The 21,607-nt window shown below is 50.5% G+C and carries 22 protein-coding genes and 1 tRNA gene; 18 read left to right on the top strand and 5 right to left on the bottom strand.

From position 1 onward, the window contains the following. Window positions 1–105 precede the first annotated feature (105 nt). From fumC to HRI97_RS05850, 12 genes are all read left to right on the top strand, one after another. A complete protein-coding gene (gene fumC / locus HRI97_RS05905) occupies window positions 106–1,497 on the top strand; it encodes a class II fumarate hydratase (protein ID WP_253727219.1) in 1,392 nt (463 codons plus the stop codon). 78 nt (window positions 1,498–1,575) lie between these two features. After that, on the top strand, window positions 1,576–2,394 hold the full coding sequence (locus HRI97_RS05900; protein WP_253727218.1) for a CoB--CoM heterodisulfide reductase iron-sulfur subunit B family protein: 819 nt from the start codon (window positions 1,576–1,578) through the stop codon (window positions 2,392–2,394). Beyond that, window positions 2,381–2,776, top strand: a complete 396-nt coding sequence (locus HRI97_RS05895) for a 4Fe-4S dicluster domain-containing protein (protein WP_253727217.1) — start codon at window positions 2,381–2,383, stop codon at window positions 2,774–2,776. The genes HRI97_RS05900 and HRI97_RS05895 overlap by 14 nt, the downstream gene beginning before the upstream one ends. A gap of 2 nt (window positions 2,777–2,778) precedes the next feature. Further along, window positions 2,779–4,776 carry a CoB--CoM heterodisulfide reductase iron-sulfur subunit A family protein gene (locus HRI97_RS05890; RefSeq protein ID WP_016520095.1) on the top strand — a complete coding sequence of 666 codons (1,998 nt, stop codon included), beginning with the start codon at window positions 2,779–2,781 and terminating at the stop codon, window positions 4,774–4,776. Beyond that, on the top strand, window positions 4,767–5,267 hold the full coding sequence (locus HRI97_RS05885; protein ID WP_253727216.1) for a hydrogenase iron-sulfur subunit: 501 nt from the start codon (window positions 4,767–4,769) through the stop codon (window positions 5,265–5,267). The genes HRI97_RS05890 and HRI97_RS05885 overlap by 10 nt, the downstream gene beginning before the upstream one ends. Continuing rightward, on the top strand, window positions 5,252–6,226 hold the full coding sequence (locus tag HRI97_RS05880) for a 4Fe-4S dicluster domain-containing protein (RefSeq protein WP_253727215.1): 975 nt from the start codon (window positions 5,252–5,254) through the stop codon (window positions 6,224–6,226). The genes HRI97_RS05885 and HRI97_RS05880 overlap by 16 nt, the downstream gene beginning before the upstream one ends. Further along, a complete protein-coding gene (locus tag HRI97_RS05875) occupies window positions 6,223–7,290 on the top strand; it encodes a 4Fe-4S dicluster domain-containing protein (RefSeq protein ID WP_253727214.1) in 1,068 nt (355 codons plus the stop codon). The genes HRI97_RS05880 and HRI97_RS05875 overlap by 4 nt, the downstream gene beginning before the upstream one ends. Next, window positions 7,280–8,107 carry an FAD/NAD(P)-binding protein gene (locus HRI97_RS05870; protein ID WP_253727213.1) on the top strand — a complete coding sequence of 276 codons (828 nt, stop codon included), beginning with the start codon at window positions 7,280–7,282 and terminating at the stop codon, window positions 8,105–8,107. The genes HRI97_RS05875 and HRI97_RS05870 overlap by 11 nt, the downstream gene beginning before the upstream one ends. A gap of 102 nt (window positions 8,108–8,209) precedes the next feature. Continuing rightward, window positions 8,210–8,887, top strand: coding sequence for a 4Fe-4S dicluster domain-containing protein (locus HRI97_RS05865; protein WP_253727212.1), 678 nt, complete (start codon window positions 8,210–8,212; stop codon window positions 8,885–8,887). A gap of 19 nt (window positions 8,888–8,906) precedes the next feature. Further along, window positions 8,907–10,517 (top strand): FAD-dependent oxidoreductase, encoded by a 1,611-nt coding sequence (locus tag HRI97_RS05860; RefSeq protein WP_253727211.1) that lies wholly within the window; start codon window positions 8,907–8,909, stop codon window positions 10,515–10,517. Between the two features lie 36 nt (window positions 10,518–10,553). Further along, entirely contained in the window at window positions 10,554–10,901 is a 348-nt protein-coding gene (locus tag HRI97_RS05855; RefSeq protein ID WP_253727210.1) for a hypothetical protein, read from the top strand. Between the two features lie 92 nt (window positions 10,902–10,993). Then, window positions 10,994–11,266, top strand: a complete 273-nt coding sequence (locus HRI97_RS05850) for a nucleotidyltransferase family protein (RefSeq protein WP_253727209.1) — start codon at window positions 10,994–10,996, stop codon at window positions 11,264–11,266. A 284-nt stretch (window positions 11,267–11,550) separates the two neighbouring features. On the opposite strand, the gene HRI97_RS05845 is transcribed toward HRI97_RS05850, so the two are convergent. The 5 genes from HRI97_RS05845 to coaD form a co-directional block, all read right to left on the bottom strand. Continuing rightward, window positions 11,551–14,391: an adenylate/guanylate cyclase domain-containing protein gene (locus tag HRI97_RS05845; RefSeq protein WP_253727208.1), complete on the bottom strand. Its 2,841-nt coding sequence runs from the start codon at window positions 14,389–14,391 to the stop codon at window positions 11,551–11,553. Between the two features lie 111 nt (window positions 14,392–14,502). Beyond that, a complete protein-coding gene (gene rnc / locus HRI97_RS05840) occupies window positions 14,503–15,261 on the bottom strand; it encodes a ribonuclease III (RefSeq protein ID WP_253727207.1) in 759 nt (252 codons plus the stop codon). A 77-nt stretch (window positions 15,262–15,338) separates the two neighbouring features. Beyond that, entirely contained in the window at window positions 15,339–15,581 is a 243-nt protein-coding gene (gene acpP / locus HRI97_RS05835) for an acyl carrier protein (protein ID WP_016520105.1), read from the bottom strand. 16 nt (window positions 15,582–15,597) lie between these two features. Next, window positions 15,598–15,786: a 50S ribosomal protein L32 gene (gene rpmF, locus HRI97_RS05830; RefSeq protein WP_180486266.1), complete on the bottom strand. Its 189-nt coding sequence runs from the start codon at window positions 15,784–15,786 to the stop codon at window positions 15,598–15,600. A 126-nt stretch (window positions 15,787–15,912) separates the two neighbouring features. Next, entirely contained in the window at window positions 15,913–16,392 is a 480-nt protein-coding gene (gene coaD / locus HRI97_RS05825) for a pantetheine-phosphate adenylyltransferase (RefSeq protein WP_253727206.1), read from the bottom strand. Window positions 16,393–16,493: 101 nt separating this feature from the next. On the opposite strand from coaD, the gene HRI97_RS05820 reads away from it, so the two are divergent. From HRI97_RS05820 to rpsB, 6 genes are all read left to right on the top strand, one after another. Further along, the gene (locus HRI97_RS05820; RefSeq protein ID WP_253727205.1) at window positions 16,494–18,215 is read left to right on the top strand and encodes a hypothetical protein; all 1,722 of its coding nucleotides are present in this window, start codon (window positions 16,494–16,496) and stop codon (window positions 18,213–18,215) included. A 72-nt stretch (window positions 18,216–18,287) separates the two neighbouring features. After that, window positions 18,288–18,833: a hypothetical protein gene (locus HRI97_RS05815; RefSeq protein WP_253727204.1), complete on the top strand. Its 546-nt coding sequence runs from the start codon at window positions 18,288–18,290 to the stop codon at window positions 18,831–18,833. Between the two features lie 127 nt (window positions 18,834–18,960). Beyond that, window positions 18,961–19,701, top strand: coding sequence for a HEAT repeat domain-containing protein (locus tag HRI97_RS05810; protein ID WP_180486269.1), 741 nt, complete (start codon window positions 18,961–18,963; stop codon window positions 19,699–19,701). Between the two features lie 118 nt (window positions 19,702–19,819). Beyond that, a tRNA-Arg gene (locus HRI97_RS05805) sits at window positions 19,820–19,893 on the top strand. Between the two features lie 94 nt (window positions 19,894–19,987). Further along, window positions 19,988–20,578 carry a Maf family protein gene (locus HRI97_RS05800; RefSeq protein ID WP_253727203.1) on the top strand — a complete coding sequence of 197 codons (591 nt, stop codon included), beginning with the start codon at window positions 19,988–19,990 and terminating at the stop codon, window positions 20,576–20,578. 131 nt (window positions 20,579–20,709) lie between these two features. Further along, window positions 20,710–21,591 carry a 30S ribosomal protein S2 gene (gene rpsB / locus HRI97_RS05795; protein WP_180486271.1) on the top strand — a complete coding sequence of 294 codons (882 nt, stop codon included), beginning with the start codon at window positions 20,710–20,712 and terminating at the stop codon, window positions 21,589–21,591. Window positions 21,592–21,607: the final 16 nt, after the last annotated feature.

Genomic DNA, 21,607 nt, shown 5'->3' with positions numbered 1-21,607 from the left:
ATTTCAGAGCATTGACCGGTAAGCGAAACGAACGGTCAATTTCGAATTTAATAAAATACGAAATTGAATTATTAATTTTCGATAATAATTATACGGGGAAAAGCGATGGGCGATTTCAGAATTGAACACGATTCGATGGGAGAAGTAAAAGTTCCCGCCGATAGATATTGGGGAGCGCAAACCGAGCGCAGCCATGAAAATTTCCGCATCGGTGTCGGTATTGAAACGATGCCGCGGGAAATCACAAAAGCGTTCGGGCATTTGAAAAAAGCCGCCGCGCGCGCGAACTGTGCGCTGAAGCCTGAAAAGATGACGGCGGAAAAACTTTCGTGCATAGAAAAAGCCTGCGACGAAGTGATCGAAGGAAAGCTCGACGAACACTTTCCGCTCGTCGTATGGCAGACGGGAAGCGGTACGCAGTCGAATATGAACGCGAACGAAGTGATCGCAAACCGCGCAAACGAAATCGCGGGTAAAAAGCTCTGTCATCCGAACGACGACGTCAATATGAGTCAGTCGAGCAACGACACTTTTCCGACGGCGATGCACATCGCAGCCGTCGTCGAAATCGAAGATAAACTCTTTCCGGCGATAGATTTGCTTGTATCGACGTTTAAAAAGCTCGAAGCGGTAAACGAAAACGTCGTCAAAAGCGGGCGCACGCACTTGCAGGATGCCGTCCCGATTTCATTTGCACAGGAGATAAGCGGCTGGCGGACGTCGCTCGAAAAAGACAAAACCCTCATTTCACTCGCGCTTCCCGAATTGAAAGAGCTCGCACTCGGCGGTACGGCCGTCGGTACGGGACTCAACGCGCCTCGAGGCTTCGACGTAAAAGTTGCCGAAGAACTGTCTTCTCTCACCGGAAAGCGCTTTATCACGGCTCCTAATAAATTTCACGCGCTCACGAGTAAAGACGAAATCGTCTTTGCTCACGGAGGAGTAAAAGCGCTCGCGGCGGATTTATTAAAAATTGCAAACGACGTTCGCTGGCTCGCTTCGGGTCCGCGCTGCGGGCTCGGCGAAATACACATCCCTGAAAACGAGCCGGGCTCTTCGATCATGCCGGGAAAAGTCAATCCGACGCAGTGCGAAGCGGTGACGATGGTCGCGGTGCAAGTGATGGGAAACGACGTCGCCGTCGGTATCGGCGCGAGCCAGGGCAATTTCGAACTCAACGTATTTATGCCGGTTATCGCGTATAATTTTTTGCAGTCGGTACGCCTGCTTTCCGAAGCGATCGTGTCGTTCAACGACAACTGTGCATCGGGCATTACGGCGAACAAAGAAAAGATGCATTTCAACCTCTACAATTCGCTCATGCTCGTCACCGCGCTGAACCCCTACATCGGCTACGAAAACGCGGCAAAGACGAGTCACAAAGCGTATGAAGAAAACATTTCGCTGAAAGACGCATGCGTATCGCTCGGTTTTTTGACTGCGGAAAAATTCGACGAAGTTTTTCATCCCGAAGAAATGGCGGGCGTAAAGCGTTGAAGCGCGGTGCCGAACGCAAGGGGCTTTGCAAAAAGCATGACGCGCTCGGAAAAAAGTTTTATTGAGGGGTTTTTGAGTATGGACGATCACCGTATATATTCGTATTTTCCGGGATGCACGCTTCGAAACAAAGCGCTCGATTTGGATCGCTATGCCCGTTCCTCGGCCGAAGCGCTCGGGTTTACGCTCGAAGAGATTCCCGATTGGCAGTGCTGCGGCGGAACCTATCCGCTGGCAAAAGACGAAATCGCAACGAAGCTTTCATCGGTGCGTGCACTTGCGGCCGCCCGGGATGCGAAAAGAGAACTCGTTACGATATGCTCGGCGTGTCACAATGTCATAAAGCAGGTAAACGACGATATGAGGCGTGACGACAACGTCATCGTAAAAGTCAACAACTATTTAAAAAACGATCGTCTCTCCTATCACGGGGAGACGAAAGTGCTGCACTATCTCGAAGTGCTGCGCGATGCAGTCGGCTGGGAAAACGTCAAAGCGAAAGTGACGAAGCCGCTTGCGGGCAAAAAAATCGGAGCGTACTACGGCTGTCTCCTTTTGCGGCCGGGACGCGTTATGAAGATGGACGATCCGGAAAATCCGAGCATCCTCGAAGATTTTATATCGGCGATCGGAGCGACACCTGTGCGCTATTCGCTTCGAAACGAGTGCTGCGGCGCGTACACGATGTTCGACGGCGGAGACATTCCCGAAAAACGGTGTAAAAAGATTTTGGATAACGCCGAATCGCAGGGAGCCGAGCTGCTCGTCACCGCCTGCCCGCTCTGCCGTTATAATCTCGTAAAAAACCGGAGCGCCGAAAACGTAAGCGTTCTGTATTTTACCGAACTGCTCGCCGAAGCGCTCGGCGTCAAGGAGCAATGCCGTGCTGCAGTCTGAACTCAATAAAATCCGCGATGAAATACTTTCGATCAGCGGAGTAAACGTGCGCAAGTGTATGCAGTGCGGAAAGTGTTCGGGTACTTGCCCGTCCTACGACGATATGGAATATCATCCGCACGAATTCGTACACATGGTCGAAACCGGCGATATCGAAGCGCTTTTGAAAACGGAATCGATGTACCGTTGTCTGTCGTGTTTTGCGTGCATGGAGAGGTGCCCGCGCCAAGTCGAACCTGCGAAGATCGTAGAAGCGGTGCGCACCGTCGTCGAACGAGAGCGGGGTGCGGAACGACTCGCTGCCGAAAAAGTGCCGCTTTATATCGACGGCGATATGCCGCAGCAAGCGATCGTCAGTGCATTCAGAAAGTATAGGAAGTGAGTATGCGAAAAATCGGAGTTTTTGTGTGCCACTGCGGCACGAATATAGCCGGCACGGTCGATGTAAAAGCCGTCGCGGACGCGCTCGGAAAAGAAGCGGGCGTCGTCTTTTCGACGGACTACACCTATATGTGTTCGCAGACGGGTCAGGATCTCATAGCCGACACGATAAAAGAACATGAGCTCGGCGGAGTCGTCGTGTGTTCCTGTTCGCCTCGTATGCACGAAGCGACGTTCCGAAAGTGTGCGGAAAAAGCGGGTATCAATCCCTACCTGCTCGAAGTTGCAAACATCCGAGAGCAGGATTCGTGGATATGCAAAGATATGCCGACGGCAACGGCAAAGGCGATTTCGCTCGGAAAAGCGGCTATCGCAAAAGTGCTGTTGAACGAACCGCTCACTGCGGGCGAAACCCCGGTCACCAAGCGCGCTCTCGTCATCGGCGGAGGCATCGCGGGCATCCAGACGGCGATCGATATCGCGGACGCGGGGTTTCCGGTAGACATCGTCGAAGCGAAGCCGACGATCGGCGGCAAAATGGCGCAGCTCGATAAAACCTTTCCGACGCTCGACTGTGCGGCCTGTATACTCACGCCGCGCATGGTCGAATGCGGGCAAAACGAAAATATCAGAATTCTCTCGTACAGCGAAGTGACGGATATCAAAGGATTCGTCGGAAACTTTACGGTGACGATAAAACGCAAAGCGCGCTACGTCGACGAAACGAAATGTACGGGCTGCGGCGAATGCGTGCAAAAGTGTCCGCAAAAAAAAGTGCCGAACGAATTCAATATGAATCTCGACAAGCGCTCCGCGATCTATATTCCCTTTGCGCAAGCCGTTCCGAAAATCGCGACAATCGATGCCGCACACTGCATGAAGCTCACGTCGGGAAAATGCGGCGTCTGTTCGATGGTGTGTCAGGCGAAGGCGATCGACTACGGTGCGAAAGATACGTTCATCGAAGAAAAATACGGAGCCATCGTCGCCGCGACCGGCTACAATCCGATCGACTTGTCGAAGTTCGACGAGTTCGCGTATTCGCAGAGTAAAGACGTCGTATCGTCCCTCGAATTCGAACGCCTTATGAATGCGGCGGGGCCTACCGGCGGTACCCTGCTCCGTCCTTCCGACGGCAAGCATCCCAAAACGATCGTATTTGTCCAATGCGTCGGAAGCCGCTGTTCGGCGGACGCGGAAAAGGGTCACGAATACTGTTCGAAAATATGCTGTATGTACACGGCAAAGCACGCGATCCTTACGAGAGACCACTACCCCGATACGGAGTGCTACGTGTTTTATATCGACGTGCGCACACCGGGAAAAAACTTCGACGAATTCTACCGGAGAGCGGTTGAACAGTACGGCGTACACTATATCAAAGGCATGGTCGGAAAAGTGTCCGTCGAAGAAGACGGTACTCTCGACGTGCAAGGCTCGGATCTGCTTATGGATAAACAAGTGCACATCAAAGCCGACATGGTCGTACTCGCCGCTTCCATCGAAGCGGATAAGTCCGCGCGCTCATTGGCGACGATGCTCACCGCGAGTATGGACACGAACGACTTTTTTACCGAAGCGCATCCGAAGCTCCGCCCCGTCGAAAGCCCGACTGCCGGCGTCTATCTTTCAGGCTGCGCGCAGGGACCGAAGGATATACCCGAAACGGTTTCACAGGCAAGCGCGGCGGCGAGCAAAGTTATCGGATTGCTTGTAAAGGATAAACTGAAAAACAATCCCTGCGTCGCCGAATCCGACGAAGCGATGTGCAACGGCTGCTCGCAGTGCGAAAACGTATGCCCCTACGGCGCGATCACGTATATCGATAAAGACTTCCGCGGCATAAACCGTACGACGGTGACGCGCCGAGTCGCGCAGGTAAATCCCGCCGTCTGTCAAGGCTGCGGCGCGTGTACGGTCGCCTGTCCCTCGGGAGCGATGGATCTCAAAGGATTTACGAATAAAGAAATCATGGCGGAGGTCGATGCTTTATGTCTGTAAAAAACGATACACAGCCGAAAGCTGTCGATGCGGCTGCCGGAAACGATGTTTCCGAAAAAAAAGGTGCATTTAGACCGAAGATCGTAGCCTTTTGCTGCAACTGGTGTTCGTACGCGGGAGCGGATTTGGCCGGCAGCAATCGCCTCGAATACCCCGCCGACGTCAAAATCATCCGCATCCCCTGTTCGTGCCGATTAAACCCGATCTTTATCCTGCGCGCGTTTCAGCGGGGAGCCGACGGCGTCATCCTCTGCGGCTGTCACCCGGGAGACTGTCACTATACGAGCGGCAACTATTTTGCGAGGCGGCGTATGACGCTCCTCTTTTCCATGCTCGAATTCCTCGGCATCGAAAAAGGAAGAACGAGAGTCGAATGGGTGTCCGCGGCGGAAGGCGCGAAATTTGCCAAAACGATGCATGAATTCGTCGAGACGGTAACGGCGCTCGGAGAAAACAAACGGCTGGAGGATTTACGATGCAAAGCGAAATGACCGGCGAATTGGTAAGCCGCGCAAAAGCGCTGCTTGCGGATAAAACCGTACAGCTCGTGCTCGGCTGGAGAAGAGGCCTTTTCGATTACGATGTGACGCCTTCGCTTTTTACGTCGGCGGACGATGTCGAAAAAAACTTCGTATACAACGAATACAGCGCGGCGAACCTGTCGAAATACCTCGTCAAAGAAACGCGCAAAATCGAAACGGCGAAAAATACCGTGCGTGCAAACAACGCGTTTGCAAAACAAAAAGACGCAAACGCCGAAACGCAGGCGGAACCCGAAGCGAAAATACTCGTGTTTTTAAAACCCTGCGACACCTACAGCTTTACCGAATTGCTGAAAGAACACCGCATTTTCAGAAGCGACGTATACGCGATCGGCGTTCCGTGCGACGGCATGAAAGACCCCGAAAAAAGAGAGCTGTCCGAACGCTGCGCCGTGTGCAAAAGCAAAAAACACATCGGCTGCGACGAACTTATCGGAGAAGACGGAGACGTACGGGATTCCGCGCGCTTCGACGAAGTTGCAAAGCTCGAAGCGATGACGGAAGAAGAGCGCTTTGCATTTTGGCAAAATGAACTTTCGCGCTGTATCCGCTGCAATGCGTGCCGCGATGTCTGTCCCGCCTGTACTTGTACGACGTGCGTATTCGACAACCCCGCATCCGGCGCTGCACAAAAAGTCGCCGCATCGAGTTTCGAAGAGAGCATGTACCATATCATCCGCGCGTGGCACGTTGCAGGCCGTTGTACCGACTGCGGCGAATGCTCTCGCGTGTGTCCCGAGCATATCCCGCTGCACCTCATCAATCGAAAATTTATTAAAGACATCGACGAACTCTACGGTTCTTATACGGCGGGAAGCGATATGGAAACAAAGCCGCCGATGCTCACGTATAGGACAGACGACGCGGAACCCGGCATCATCTATTCGCGTTCGGGAGGTACGTTATGAGAACTTTCGTATCGCTGCCGTTTGAAAAACTCGACGAACTCTTTACCCTCATCGCACAAAAGGAAGCGCTGTATATTCCCGTAGACGACGCATCGGGTAAAGCCGATTTTAAACGCTGGAAAAAAGGCGCCGTCCTTTCGTCCGAGCTTAAAACGGTGAGATCGGCAAAAGATTTTTTCTTTCCGAAAATCGAAACCCTCGTGCACTACAAGCTTTCGGGCAAAAAAATCGAAGTTGAAGATCCGCGTACCGAATCGGAAGACTTTGTCGTTTTCGGCGTACGCGCGTGCGACGCTGCAAGTTTTGCGATCGTCGACGACGTGTATATCAATATGGAGCCGGTCGACACCTACTACAAAACGCGGCGTGAACACGGCACCGTCGTCACGCTCGCCTGCTCGGAACCGAAAGAAACCTGTTTTTGTAAACTCTACGGCATCGATGCGGCCGAGCCGCAAGGAGATGCGAGCGCGTGGATCGCAGACGGAAACGTCTTTTTTCGCGCAAACACCGAAAAGGGAGACGCGTTTATCGAAATCATCAAAAGCATGACGAGCGAGAGCGGCGCGGATATCGTCGAAAAACAGCAAAAGGCGACGCGGGAAAAAATCGACAAACTGCCTTTCGTCGATATCGACCTTTCGAAATTTCGCGGCGAAAATATGCTTTCGATTTTCAATCTGCCGGTGTGGGAAAACCTTTCGGAAGCGTGCTTGGGCTGCGGCACTTGTACATACGTGTGTCCGACGTGTATGTGTTTTGACATCAGGAGTTTCGATACCGGATGCGGCATACGGCAGTTCCGCTGCTGGGACAGCTGTATGTTTTCGGACTTTACGAAGATGGCGGCGGAAAATCCGCGGCACACGCAAAAGGAGCGCTTCCGTCAGCGCTTTATGCACAAGCTCGTGTATTATCCGATGGATCACGGCGGCGTTTACAGCTGCGTCGGCTGCGGGCGCTGTCTTGAAAGCTGCCCTATCCGCATGAATATCGTAAAAGTTATGAAAACGATAAACGACGACGCCCGAATCGAAAAGCCGGAGGTACACGATGGAAAATGACATGTTGATTCCGTACATCGGCGTAATCACCGACATACGCGATGAGACGGGAGACGTAAAGACTTTCCGCGTGGTCGGACGCGACGGAAAAAAATTATTTTACCACAAGCCCGGTCAGTGCGCGATACTCTCCGTTCCGGGCGTCGGGGATTCCATGATTTCGATAACGTCTTCTCCGACGGTCGAAGCATATCAGGAGTTCAGTATAAAAAAATGCGGATGCGTCACGTCGTGGCTGCATGCGGCCGAAGAAGGACAGGAGATAGGCGTGAGAGGCCCGCTCGGAAACGGCTTTCCCGTCGACACCGTTTTTAAAGGCAAAGACTTGCTCTTTGTCGCAGGCGGTATAGGCTTGGCTCCGCTTCGAAGCGTTATCAACTACGTCCGTTCTCACCGAAGCGATTACGGCAAAGTGACGATCGTTTACGGTTCGCGCTCGAAACAGGATCTCGTCGCGTACAAAGAGATCACCGAAGAGTGGATGAAAGCTCCGGACTTTACCGTATATTTGACGATCGATAAAGCTCAAGACGATTGGGACGGTCACGTCGGTTTTGTGCCGCCCTATGTCAAAGAGCTCAACCCCGATACGAGTATGACGGCGATCATGTGCGGTCCGCCCATTCTCATTCACTTGACGCTCGCCGGACTCAAAGAGCTCGGCTTTAAAGATACGCAGATATTTACGACGATGGAGATGCGTATGAAATGCGGCATCGGAAAATGCGGCAGGTGCAATATCGGCAACAAGTACGTATGTAAAGACGGGCCTGTGTTTTCGTTCGACGAACTCGGCGCTCTGCCGCCCGAATATTGACGGACGATATGTCGAGTTTGGAAAGTATCAGCTAACAAAGCTGTACTTTTCGAGTTTTATTAAACTCGAAATTTGACCTAATAATTTAAAGAGGATTGTGCTATGTCGGAAAAATTGATAAACATTTACCTGTTCGGAAAACGATATGAAGTGCCCGAACATCTGACGATCATGAATGCGATGGAATACGCGGGGTACGAACTCGTGCGCGGCTGCGGGTGCAGAAACGGTTTTTGCGGCGCATGCGCGACGGTGTACCGCATCAAAGGACAAAACCGCCTGTACACGTGCTTGGCGTGCCAGACAAAAGTCGTCGACAATATGTACATCGCGACGCTGCCGTTTTTTCCGCTCGTAAAGCAAGTGTACGACATCGATGCTGTCTCGGCCGAACAGCGGATCATGATGGAGCTCTATCCCGAAATCTACGCATGCGTCGGCTGCAATGCGTGTACTCGCGCGTGTCCGCAGAATTTGCACGTCATGCAGTACATCGCCTATGCGCAGCGCGGCGAATTTCAAAACTGCGCGGACGAATCTTTCGACTGCGTTATGTGCGGCATCTGCTCGTCGCGCTGTCCGGCAGAAATCAGCCATCCGCAAGTAGCCGAACTCGCGCGCCGCTTGAACGGCAAATACATCCAGCCGGAAGCAAAGCATTTGACCGAACGCGTTGAAGAAATCAAAGACGGAAAATTCGAAAGCCTGATTCAAAATCTCATGGCAAAGCCGATCGATCAAATCAAAGAGCTGTACAACAGCCGCGACATCGAAGCGTGACGAAAAGGAGCGTGAACACATGTATACGGGCATTATGAAAGAGTCGGCGGAAAAGGTCGCCGCAAAGAGAAGGGAAAACGCCGCATTTGAACCGCGCCGCATGAGCGCGGAAGAAAAAGAGGCGGTACTGCGGGAATATCATCCCGATCATATAACGGAGCAGTTTACCGAACTTGAAATCGGGCCGAATAAGGGTGAAAAAGCGCCGCTTGAGCTTGCGGAAATTTTACAAGGCATGCCGCGCATAGAACCTGAAAAAATCGATTTGACGAAAGCCGATTACGAAACCGACGTACTCATTATCGGAGGAGGTGGTGCGGGAACGGCGGCGGCGATTGAAGCGGACAACGCGGGCGCAAAAGTGCTTCTCGTCACAAAACTCCGCGTCGGAGATGCGAACACGATGATGGCCGAAGGCGGCATTCAAGCGGCCGACAAAGCGAACGATTCGCCGGAACGGCATTTTCTCGACGCTTTCGGCGGCGGTCACTTCGACGCAAAAAAAGAACTCGTGTACGAACTCGTCACCCGTGCGCCCGAAACGATTCAGTGGCTCAACACGCTCGGCGTCGAATTCGACAAAGAAAAAGACGGCACGATGATTACGACGCACGGAGGCGGCACGAGCAGAAAGCGCATGCACGCGTGTAAAGATTATTCTGGCGCCGAAATCATGCGCACGCTCCGCGATGAAGTTTTAAATCGCGCCGAGCGGATCACCGTCGTCGATTTTACGAGCGCGGTGGAATTATTAAAAGATGAAAAAGGAAACTGTGCCGGTGCCGTGCTCATGAACATGGAGACGAAAGAGCTGCTCGTCGCAAAGGCGAAAGCTGTCATCATCGCGACGGGGGGAGCCGGACGCATGCACTATCAGGGCTTTCCGACGTCGAACCACTACGGCGCGACGGCTGACGGACTCGTGCTCGCGTATCGCGCGGGCGCAAAACTCCTCTATCAATATTCGCTCCAATACCATCCGACCGGCGTCGCCTATCCGCAGCAAGTGTTCGGCGCGCTCGTTACGGAAAAAGTACGCTCACTCGGCGCAAAAGTGTGCAATATCGACGGGGACGCTTTTATCCATCCGCTTGAAACGCGCGACGTGGAAGCTGCAGGTATCATCCGCGAAGTAAAAAAAGGCAAGGGTATTCCGACGGGTATGGGAGAAGGCGTATGGCTCGACACGCCGATGATCGAGTTGAAAAACGGCGAAGGCACGATCGAAAAGCGCATACCCGCGATGCTGCGCATGTTCGAAAAATACGACATCGATATCAGGCGCGATCCGATCCTCGTCTACCCCACCCTGCACTATCAAAACGGCGGCGTCGAAATCGACAGGGAATGCAAAACGAATATCGGAAACCTCTTCGTCGCAGGTGAAGCATCCGGCGGCATTCACGGGACGAACCGTCTTATGGGAAACTCGCTTTTGGACGTCGTCGTCTTCGGACGCATCGCGGGAACGGCGGGCGCACGGCAAGCGCAAAAAAATGCGATGCCTGAAAAGCTTTCGCTCGAACACGTAAAGGATTTCGAAAAAGAGCGGGCGGCGGCCGGCATAAAAACGCAAACGCGCTCACCCCGCCTTTTGCCGCATTATACGCATAGAGACGGTGAACTCTAAAAACGATATATTTGTACAGGGAGGAATGATTAAATTATGGAACATCACGTACTTGAATTTCTCGGAATCTTAAAAGACGGCGTATTTTACCCCGCGAGTATTCTCGAATCGATTATGATTTTATGCTTCGGTCTTTCGTGGCCGATGTCGATCGCACGCTCGCTGAAATCGAAGTCGACAAAGGGTAAAAGCCTTTTGTTTATGTGCTTTATCACATTCGGTTATATCTGCGGCATAAGCGCAAAGTTTCTCGAACACAAATACAACCTCGCGTTTTGGTTTTATATCCCGAACATCGTCATGGTGACGACGGATATATGCCTCTATTTCCGGAATAAGCGAATAGAAAATTCGCTCAGCGAAACGATTATCATCGAAGCGTAAAAACACATGCGTCCGTTGCAGGTGAACGCGCAGCAGCGGTTTTCGATAACGACATACTGTATTTTTTTGACGCTTTTTGTTATTATATAGACATGAACTCGAAAAAGCTCTCTGTTGCAACGGATATTCTCAAAAAAGCGGGCTGTGAAAATTTATATCTTTTCGGCTCACAAGCTCTCGGTACGGCAGATCAGCACTCCGACATCGATATAGGCGTTACGGGATTGCCGCCTGCACAATTTTTTCGCGTTCATTCGGAATTGGAAAATACGCTCGATATGAAAGTCGATTTAGTCGACTTTGACTGCCAGCGTTCCTTTTTCGAACTGTTGCAAAATTTAGGAGAGCTGAAACGGATTGGCTAATGCGGTAAAATTAAAAATTGCATTTGAAATTTCGCAGATCGATGAATTGATAGAAAAATCGTCCGTTCTGCTACAAAAATGTATTTTACAAGAGCCCGATTTTATTGAACTGAATGCCGCCGGCGCAATACTTCATTCCTATTTTGATGAATATAAAAGAAATTGGAATACCGTAAAAAGCAACATTGAAACGATTATCATCGAAGCGTAAAAACACATGCGTCCGTTGCAGGGTAAGCGTTTACCGCTTTTATGCAATCGGCCGCACGTGCGCAATTTTTCCGTCACTTCGTCGTCATATTCATCACTCCGTCCCAATCGTCGGGGATGCCCTGCTTGAGATAATCTTTGCAGCGTTCTGCAAATACGAGAGACGCTTCGTCGGCGGGATTCAATGCATTTGCATTCATAAACATTTTTCCCGCATTTTTAAAATCCCGTGCGAGGTATCTGTCGAGCGCTTCGTGAAATTCACCGAGGGATGCGAGTTCGTCGGGCGGCATTTCGTTTTTAAAGCCGAGTATATTGTACAGCTGCACGGGCTTATTGATACCGACGACGCGTACTTTGTCGAGCCTGCGGGAGACGAGTTCGCCTTTGTGTTCGCCCGAATCGGCTTCATTCCACGTCGTTTCCGAAACGAGGATCCACGACTTGTAGATTTTATTGACGCCTTCAAGACGGCTCGCGAGGTTGACGTCGTTGCCCATGATCGTATAATTCATCTTCATGCTCGTACCCATGTTTCCGACGACCATATTGCCCGTATTGATGCCGATCCGCGTTTCGAGCGCGCGCGGGATGTCTCTGTGAGCGAGATGTTTTTCGTTGTACAGTTTTTCAGCCTGCTTCATGCGCACGGCCGCGGCACAGGCGCGGTATGCGTGGTCGGGCAAATCGATCGGAGCTCCGAAAAACGAAACGATCGCGTCTCCGATGTATTTGTCGATCGTACCGTTGTAACGCAAAATCGTATCGCTGAGCAAACCGAGGTATTCGTTTAAAATCGATACGAGCTGCGTCGGCGTGACGAGTTCGCTGAACGACGAAAATCCTTTGATATCGGAAAAGAGCGCCGTTATGTGTTTATCTTCTCCGCCGAGCGAAAGCTTTTCGGGATCTTCGACGATCGCGTTGACGACGTCTTTTGAAAGGTAGGTCGAAAACGCGCGGCGCAAAAATCTTTTTTCGCGATCGCTGAGCGTAAAGCGCAAAATGATTCCCGCGACATATATGAAAAGCATAAACAGGCAGGATGCGACGGGCGGAATATAATACCCCGGCACGATCATAAAAAAGACGAAAACGCTCACGATGAGAAAGACCGCTATGCCGGTTACGACATTCTGCATCATATCGGATCCGCCGTACGTGATGAACATGACGAAAAACATTAATAAAAAGGCTGCGATCATGCCGTAATACCACGGAAACGGCGTGATAAAATCGCGCTGCAAAATCGTGTTCATAACGTTCGCGTGTGTGCCGACGTTCGGATAGCTTCGCGTAAACGGATTCGTTCCGAGATCGGTCGTACTCGACGCGGTGTTTCCGATGATACAGTACGACGCGTTGTATACGGCTTTCATGTCGTTCAAGTACTGCCGGTAGGTTTTATAATTGTCGGAAAGGAGGCCGAATTGCTCTTTCATGACGCCCGTAAAACTTTCGCCCTCTTCTTCAGGCAGTCCCGCTTTTACAAGTTCCGCAATGCGCGCTTTGATCAAGTTCATATAGCCGGCATCGATAAACAAACCGATATCGTCGTAAAAGGCTTCTCGTGCGGCAAAGTAGGCTTCGTATTCATCTGCGCTTATACCGTCGATAAGCTCGCCGTCTTCGTTGAAACCCGCACACCGCGCAAGCAGTATCCGTTTTTCTTCGTCGATCGTTTTATACTGTTTTAATAATTTTTGTACCGCACCTATATAGCCGAGTGCGCTCCCGTCGGGAGCGCGGAGTTCGTTACTCCGTATATTGCTGAGAGTTGTGACGACGGCCTCTTCGATAAAATCGAGATCTTTTAAAAAGACGACCGATTCGTTTTTAAACGATTTTCCCTGCTCCCTATGGAGCCAGTTGATAAGCATGCGTCCGCGGCTGTCGAGCGGGATCTTTACGGTTGTCCGCTCCGTCTCTCCGGGAAAAAGCGCGTTGAACACGATGAGCGAGTTCCGTGTGCGCTCTATGCGCTCTGCGTTGAGTATGTGCAAAAGCGGGGCAAACGAAAGCTGAGCCGCATATTTTCCGCCGTAATCGTAGAGCAGTTCGATCCGCCTCCGCGTACCGTCGCTGTCGATGACGACGTTCGTAAAACCCGCACCCGCCGCATGAGCGATGAGCGTATGGAGCGCCGGAGAAAATCCCGTCTTTTGTCCGTTATACTGTTCGTCGGACGTATATTGATTGTCGCGCGGAATAAAACCGCCCGTGTCGGTGACGTTCGACAGCAAAATACGTTTTTGCGCATAAGCTTTGTCTTCGTCGGAAAGCGTAATCGCAACGTCGCGCGTATTTACGGTAAGCCACGCGTTGCCGAAAAATTGAATCGTCCGTGCAAAATAATCGTCGTTGTCGCGGTATATTTTCGATGCGATATCGGCCTGCATATTCGAAAGAGCCGGATCGATATAATTGGCGATCATATCTTTCGTCACGGACGGAAGCTCGGAACGGGAAACGAAACCGCGTCTGACGGATTCGGAAAGTTCGTTGATAACGTCGGTGATGTCGTTTCGTCCGGCCGAAATCGCAGCGTCCATATTTTCTTCGGCGTTCGGCGCTACCCCGCGCGGAGAAGGCGAAAGGTATTCGACATCGAAAACGACGCTTTCCGCACCGAGTTCGCGAATGCGCAAAAGACAATCGGCGATGACGTCGCGGCTCCACGGCCATTCGCCGAGCGCTTGAATCGACTCGTCATCGATATTGATAAATAAAATCTTTTCCGATTGTTTCGGTTCTCTTCGGATGCCGAGTAAAAGGTCGTACATGCGGTAATCGAGTTTTTGAAAAAAACCGAAAGCACCGAGTGCGGAAAAAACGACTGCGGTCACAATGAGAACGATAAAACCGAGCGATGTAAAAAAAGACGAGCTTTTTTTTGTTTTCTTTTTCTGTGCCATACTGCCTTTCAGTATAACACGAATTTACGCATCTGTCGCATCTAAAATCAAGGAAGCTGTCCAAAAACCGATTCGCAATCCGCTTTAGCGGATACTATGATAAACTTCCTTTCAAAACAAGCCGATAGGCTTGCAGTTTTGTACAAGCCCGGTCAGAACCGTATACGCTTTTTTGGCGGCTTTCTGTTCGGCTTCTTTTTTGCTTTTGCCGCTTTCGGGGCCGTATGCGGCATCTCCGAGGTGCACCGTAACGGAAAACGTGCGGTCGTGATCGGGACCCGTGACGCTCACCGTTTCATAACGGGGACACTCTTTTGTCTTTTTTTGATACAATTCCTGAAGCAGCGTTTTATAATCTTTCGAGCCGCGGTCGTCGTGCACTTTTTCGATTTCGGAGACGAGAAACGAAAGCACGTATTTTTCGGCGGCCGCATAGCCCGAGTCGAGAAAGTACGCGCCGATGATCGATTCCATGCAGTCGGCGAGAATGGCGGGCTTTTGCCTGCCGCCGCTCAGCTCCTCTCCGTGTCCCAAAACGAGCATTTTATCGATACCGAAGCGGAGCGCGATCGGCGCGAGCGTTTTTTCCGAAACGACAACGGCTTTGATTTTTGCCAAATCCCCTTCGGGGTTGTCTTCGAAGGTTTTGTACAGATATGCCGCCGCCGCAAGCCCGAGCACCGAATCGCCTAAAAATTCGAGGCGTTCGTTATTGACGGGACGTTTATCGTCGTCTTCGTTCGAGTAGGAACGATGACGGAACGCGAGTTCAAGAAGCGAAAGATCGTGAAAGCGCAAGCCGAGAGGCTTACAAAATGCGAGGAGTCGTTTTTTGCGTTCGCTTAAAAAGTTTTTCCGTTTTATGCGCATTGTTCTGCAACCTGCATCATAAAAAAAACACAAGCACGAAGCTTGTGTTTTTATCATAAGACGCCTCAACGGCTGCGTTATTTTTTTGCCTGCTCGGCTTTGATGAATTCATAGGCATCGCGGACGGTTTCGAATTCGTTCGCTTTGTCGTCGGGAATGCTCACGCCCAATTCTTCTTCGATCGCGTAGACGAGCTCGTAGGTATCGAGACTGTCCGCACCGAGATCTCCTCTGAATGAGGAATCGAGGGTGATTTTGCTTTCATCGATTTCCAGCTTCTCGGCAATGAGTTTCTGGATTTTGTTGAATAATTCGTCCATGTTCATGCTCCCTGCATCAGCCGTTTGATTCCGGCGTAATTACCTGACGTCCGCGGTAAAACCCGCATTTCGGACACACACGGTGCGGCTGCACAAGGTTCCCGCAGTTGTTGCACGGAACAAGCTGCGGTGCCACAAGATGCATATTCACACCCTGCCGTCTTTTCGTCACGGCTTTTGAAGTTTTTGATCTGGGTACTGCCATTATATTAAACCTCGCTTTTTCTGAATAACTGCGGTCAATAGTACAACAGTTTCCAGCCGAATGTCAATCTATTATAACATTTTTCCGTTTTTAGTCAACGCTTTTTTCGGCAGTGTATCGGCATATTCACCGGCCGAATTTTTCTTTCAGCGCCGCTTCGACGATCGGCGGTACCATCGACGAAATATCCCCGTGATACTGCGCGAGCTCTTTTATCGAACTCGATTTGACGATGACGTAACGCTGCTCCGTCGGTATAAAAAGCGTTTCGATGTCGGGGTTCAGCATGTGATTCATCAGCGACAGATCGAATTCGTATGCGAAATCGTTCGTATTGCGGATACCGCGCAGCAATACGTTTGCACCCGTTTTTTTCGCATACTGCGCGACAAGCTCGCTGCATAAATGGAGCGTCACGTTTTTGTACGGCTTGATGATTTCTTCCATCATGCGGCAGCGCTCCTCTTCCGTAAAGAGATACTGTTTGTTCGAGTTTACCGCGATGACGACATCGATTTTATCGAAGAGCTTGCTCGCTCTTTTGATAATGCTTAAATGCCCGTTCGTCGGAGGGTCGAACGAACCGGGAAATACTGCTGTTGTCATACGATCATAGTAACGCGGGATCGGAAATTGTACAAGGTGACGTCACAGTGCTTTGTAGCCGTTTTATTTGCAGATAAGTATACTGCTCATGAGGTAAAACGATGAAAAAAACGATTATAATGCTGTTGCTGTCCGTAAGCGCGATCGGCGTCGGATTTGCCGATGACGGCGGTTCGAGATACATTGAAGATTGGTCGTACGGCAACATTTACGTTACGGAGCCGAATAAAGAAATCGCATTGGAAAGCGAGTTTTTGTATGTCAACCAAAAGCGGCATACGGTACGCGCGCTTTTCGATTTTAAAAATCTTACGGCGCAAAAACGAAAGGTACCCTGCGCTTTTCCGATCGTTATTACAATTCCGTATGAATTTGACGGCACACAAATCGTCGCAAGCGATTACCGTGACGTGTACAACTTGACGGCCTTGGATATCGCATTCGGCAGAAAAGTCCAATCGAAGTCATTCCAAGCGATTACCGCCGTCCCTTTGGAAATCGATAAAAAATTGCGCGTCATCCCCTATGCCGAATATAAAAAACAGCTTGACAAGTTCTACCGCGAGGATGCTCCCTATAACAAACGGAAAACGATTTACGAGGGTGTAAACATCCTCTTAAACGGCAAAAAAGTTCCGATTACGCACGTCGGCATCGAAACAAGCGTCGTTCAGGACAGTGAAATGAAAGTCCCCGAAAAATGGAGCGGACAGCCGGTTTATAACGGTGAAATTACGCTAAAACTGCACTTTTACCACGAACTGGAGTTCCCCGCTTTTTCATCATCCGTCGTCGACATTACCTACGCAACGGATACCGACAAAGGCGGCTACCGCGGAACGGTTTACAAAAGCATTTACGACATTTCGACCGGCGGTACGTGGGCGGGAAACATAAAAAACTTCGTTTTGCTGACCGATGACGAAGTTACGGTGCACAATTCCGTCGCACAATTTGAGCGAAAGAGTCTTTTCGGCTTCGGCAGCTATTCTTATGACGACGGCATCATCCTGTGCGCGCGAAATTACAAACCTTCCGCACACGAATATTTTGAATTCACCGGGTATATGTTTGGAGAGGAAATGGGATGGGCTTTTATGCAAAACCGCGAAAAGCAAGACTTTGTCCGAAATATCAGCGCTTCCTCTTTTCTCGACGGAAGCTTTAAAATCACCGATGAAAAATCTTCTTCGTACAAACCCGAATGCTCTTTTGACGGGGAGTTTTTGAACGGCTGGGTCGAGGGCGCAAAAGGCGACGGTATCGGAGAATGGATCGGGTTTACGCTGACATCGACGGTTTTCGGTCCGTTTATGACCAACGGTTTGACACGGAATTATACGGATGAACAAGAATCGTGGGGCGAAGATTCCACGGTGCTTTCCGATATTCACGATCGTAAAGAGTTGACGTGGGCAAAGAACAATCGAATAAAAACGATGACGCTTGAAAACGTCAAAACGCATGAAAAACGGAAATTAAACCTCGTCGACTTATATGCTGGCTTCCGGCTTGACGACCGGGAAACCGAAACAAGATGGCTCTCTGCCAATGCGAACAAAAATCCCTGCATATTGCTTCCGGGTACCTACCGTCTCTCTATCGACAGCGTGTATAAGGGGACAAAATGGAGCGACACGGTTTTGGGCGAAGTATGGTTTTACGATTTGGGAAAGACGTTCGGCGCCATCGCTGCGGACGAACTGAAATCAGGCAAACCCTTTATCACCGCCGAAGTCGAAAAGCTGTTGTTCCGCTTCAGCGATTATACCGAGGGAAATGTAAAAAATATGGAGGAAGCGTTCAGCAACTTGGCACGGTAAAGAAAACGACGGGCACCGTCAATGTTTTTTCCATTTGACGAAACGCGCAATGGGTTGTATAGTTAGAACATCATGAAAAAAATAAAAAAAATCGTACCACTTATCGGCTGTGCGTTATCGCTGGCGCTGATCGTATCGTGCGCATCTATGCCTTCCGCACAGGTATCGCCCTCCTCATCGAACGATAAAACGGCTGCCGAAAACGAAGAATACCTCCGATCGGTCAACAATGTCGATGTGACGAAAAAAACGTTCGAAGACGACAAAACCGCGATCATGGCGACGATCGACGAGCTCTCGGACATCATGGCGGCCGGCCGTTATGAAGCATGGCTCAAATTTATCGACGACGAATCGATACGCTATTGGTCGAATCCTAAAAACCTGCAGCGCGCATCGAAGATGCTTCCGGTCAAGGGGCTGCGCATGAACAGCCTGCGCGATTATTTTACCTACATCTTCGTCCCGTCGCGCAAAGGACGTAAAGTCGATGAAATCAGATACGATTCGAAGACGGACGTCAAAGCCGTTCAAGTGAGCCAGGATACCGATATCATCTATTATTATTTTAACAAAATAAACGGAAAGTGGCTCGTCCATATTCCCCCCATCGATTGACGGAGGCGCTTTCGCTCACGCAATTCGAACATTGATTTTTTTTGCGATTTTTTATACAATAATGAAAAGGCTAAAAAACTTTTCGGAAGCCGCCGCTTTCGTAAAAGTTTTACAGGAGACAGGGCAGATGAAATTTGATAAGATCGCGTTTTGTGCAGCCGTGTATATGGCGGCAGCTTCCGTGCTTTTTGCACAGGAACAGCAAGTCCAGAAAAAAAACGATTCCGCGAAACGGAGCGAAAGGTCGGTTGAAAACGAATATTTGAGCGACGTCGACGGTACGGTCGTGCTGACCCTCGCCCGCTCGGATTCGTACGACAACAAACTCGTCGCCCTCGAATATCTGGAAAGCATTATCAAAGGCGGCAATACGTCGGAAGAAGTAGCCGCCGCTCTCGATCAGCTTGCAGGCGAAGGTCTTTTGACTCAAGCGAGGACGGGCGGACGTCTCTCCAACAATTTTCCCGACGTAAGACGAAAAGCCTGTCTGCTTCTCGCAAAAGTCGGAGGCGAGCACTCGAAAAACACGCTCATCAATATCGCGATTGCGGACAACGAGCCGATGGTACAGGCCGCCGCAATCCGCGCGCTCGGAGAGATGGGCTTAAACGAAAACGATGAAGCCGCCGACGCTATCGCATTCGCAAATCACCGAAACCGCGTATTGAACCCCACAAGCAGCATGGCGATCGAAACGCTCGACGCGTTTGAAAAACTTGCAGGCAGTACGGAAAACAAACGGGCGATGGTCGACGAAATTTCGCGGATCGCATCGGACTATCACTATACGAGTGCGGTGCGAAAGCGCGCGCTCGAAGTGCTCAAGGGCATTAAGCTCGACTCATCGTCTTCGGGAAGCGGCAAGTAATCGATACAATTAAAAACTATCGTTTCGCAGTGTTTCCGTGCGGCGATTCGGAAATGTGCAGGCGTTTTTTGATGTATGCGTGCGGCACAAAGGGGCAAAGCGATTGCGCCGCGCACAAGAGAGATTAGCTCATCTGGATAGAGCGTCAGCCTCCGGAGCTGAAGGCGGTGGGTTCGAATCCCATATCTCTCATCGCCGTAAAACGGCAACGCAAAATCAGGCATTTGAAAATGGCAATTGTCAGATGCTTTTGGAGCACAAAAAGTTATTGAGGATGTAAAAAATTATGGAACCCGTTATTTTAGCGTCGTCGTCGCCGCGCCGTCAGGACATTCTGAAACTCTTGCACATTCCGTATCAAGTGATCATGCCGAACATCGACGAAACCGTATCGCCCTCTCTTCCGGCGGAAAACGTTCCGGAAATTTTCGCGCGTGAAAAGGTTGCGGCCGTCGTGCATTCGCTCGCCGCCGACAGGGAAATCCCGTGGGTACTCGCCGCCGACACGGTTATTATCTTTAACAATAAAATCTACGGCAAGCCTTCGGATCAGGAAGAAGCGGCGGCCTTTCTCCGCGAATTGAGCGGAAAAACACATACGGTTAAAACCGTTATCGCGCTCTACAGCGGCAGGACAAAGACGACGGTCGTCCGCGAAAGCGTTACGGAAGTGACCTTCAAAGAGATGAGCGAGCGTGAAATCGAATGGTATATAGAAACGGGCGAATGGCACGGTGCTGCCGGCGGCTACCGCATTCAAAGCCTCGCTTCGTGTTTTATTAAAAAGATACAGGGGACGACGAGCGGTGTCGAGGGCTTGCCGATTTCGGAGCTTTATGATATTCTTGCGTCGCAGGGTTATTCGATTATCGAATAACTGTGCCGTGCGCCCCGGGTCGTAGGCTTAAGGGGCAAACGATCTTCCGTACGTCGATCTTTTTTTATAAAAGACGACGCATCGAGAAACAGAGTTCGGGGTATCGTACGATACCGGTGAAGGAGTATGTCATGGCAGTTGTAACCATGAAAAACCTGCTTGAATCGGGAGTTCATTTCGGTCATCAGGTAAAGCGGTGGGATCCCCGCATGAAGAAATATATCTTCGCTGAGCGGAACGGGATTCACATTATCGATTTGCAAAAGACGATCGCGGCCATAAAAGAAAGCTACGAAGTCGTACGCAAAGCGACGACGGCGGGAAAATCGATCCTCTTCGTCGGAACGAAAAAACAGGCGCAGCAGGCGATTCAAAAAGAAGCCGAACGCTGCGGTCAATTCTACGTCAACAACCGCTGGCTCGGCGGTATGCTCACAAACTTTTCAACGATCAAAAAATCGCTGCAGCGGCTTAAAAAAATCGAAAAGATGGAAGTCGACGGCACTTTCGACAATCTGACGAAAAAAGAAGTTTCCGCGCTGCAAAAAGAAAAAGCGAAACTTGAAAAAAACCTCGCCGGCATTAAAGAGATGAAAGAATTACCGGGTGTCGTGTTCATCATCGACACGCATAAAGAGCAGATCGCCGTCGCCGAAGCGCACCGCATGGGCATTCCCATCATCGCCGTCGTCGACACGAACTGCAATCCGGAAGGCATCACCTACCCTATTCCCGGCAACGACGACGCCATCCGCGCCATTTCGCTGTTTACGTCGATCATCGCGAATGCGGTCATCGAAGCGGACAATGAACAGGGCTTAAAGATCCTCGAAAATTTGAACGATGAAGACGAAAACATACAGACGGATGCCGCCGTCAAAGACAACGACGTCGAAATCGAAGACTATTCGAATTACGAGCCGACGGAAACTAAAAAAGAAGAAGACGCCGAAACGGAATCGAAGGAAGCGGATCAGCTTATCGACGAAGATAAAATCTACCGCGACAAATAACTAAGTATGAATGTCG

The organism is Treponema socranskii subsp. buccale, from assembly GCF_024181585.1.
GTDB lineage: Bacteria > Spirochaetota > Spirochaetia > Treponematales > Treponemataceae > Treponema_D > Treponema_D buccale.
This window is presented reverse-complemented; position numbering and strand designations above follow the sequence as displayed.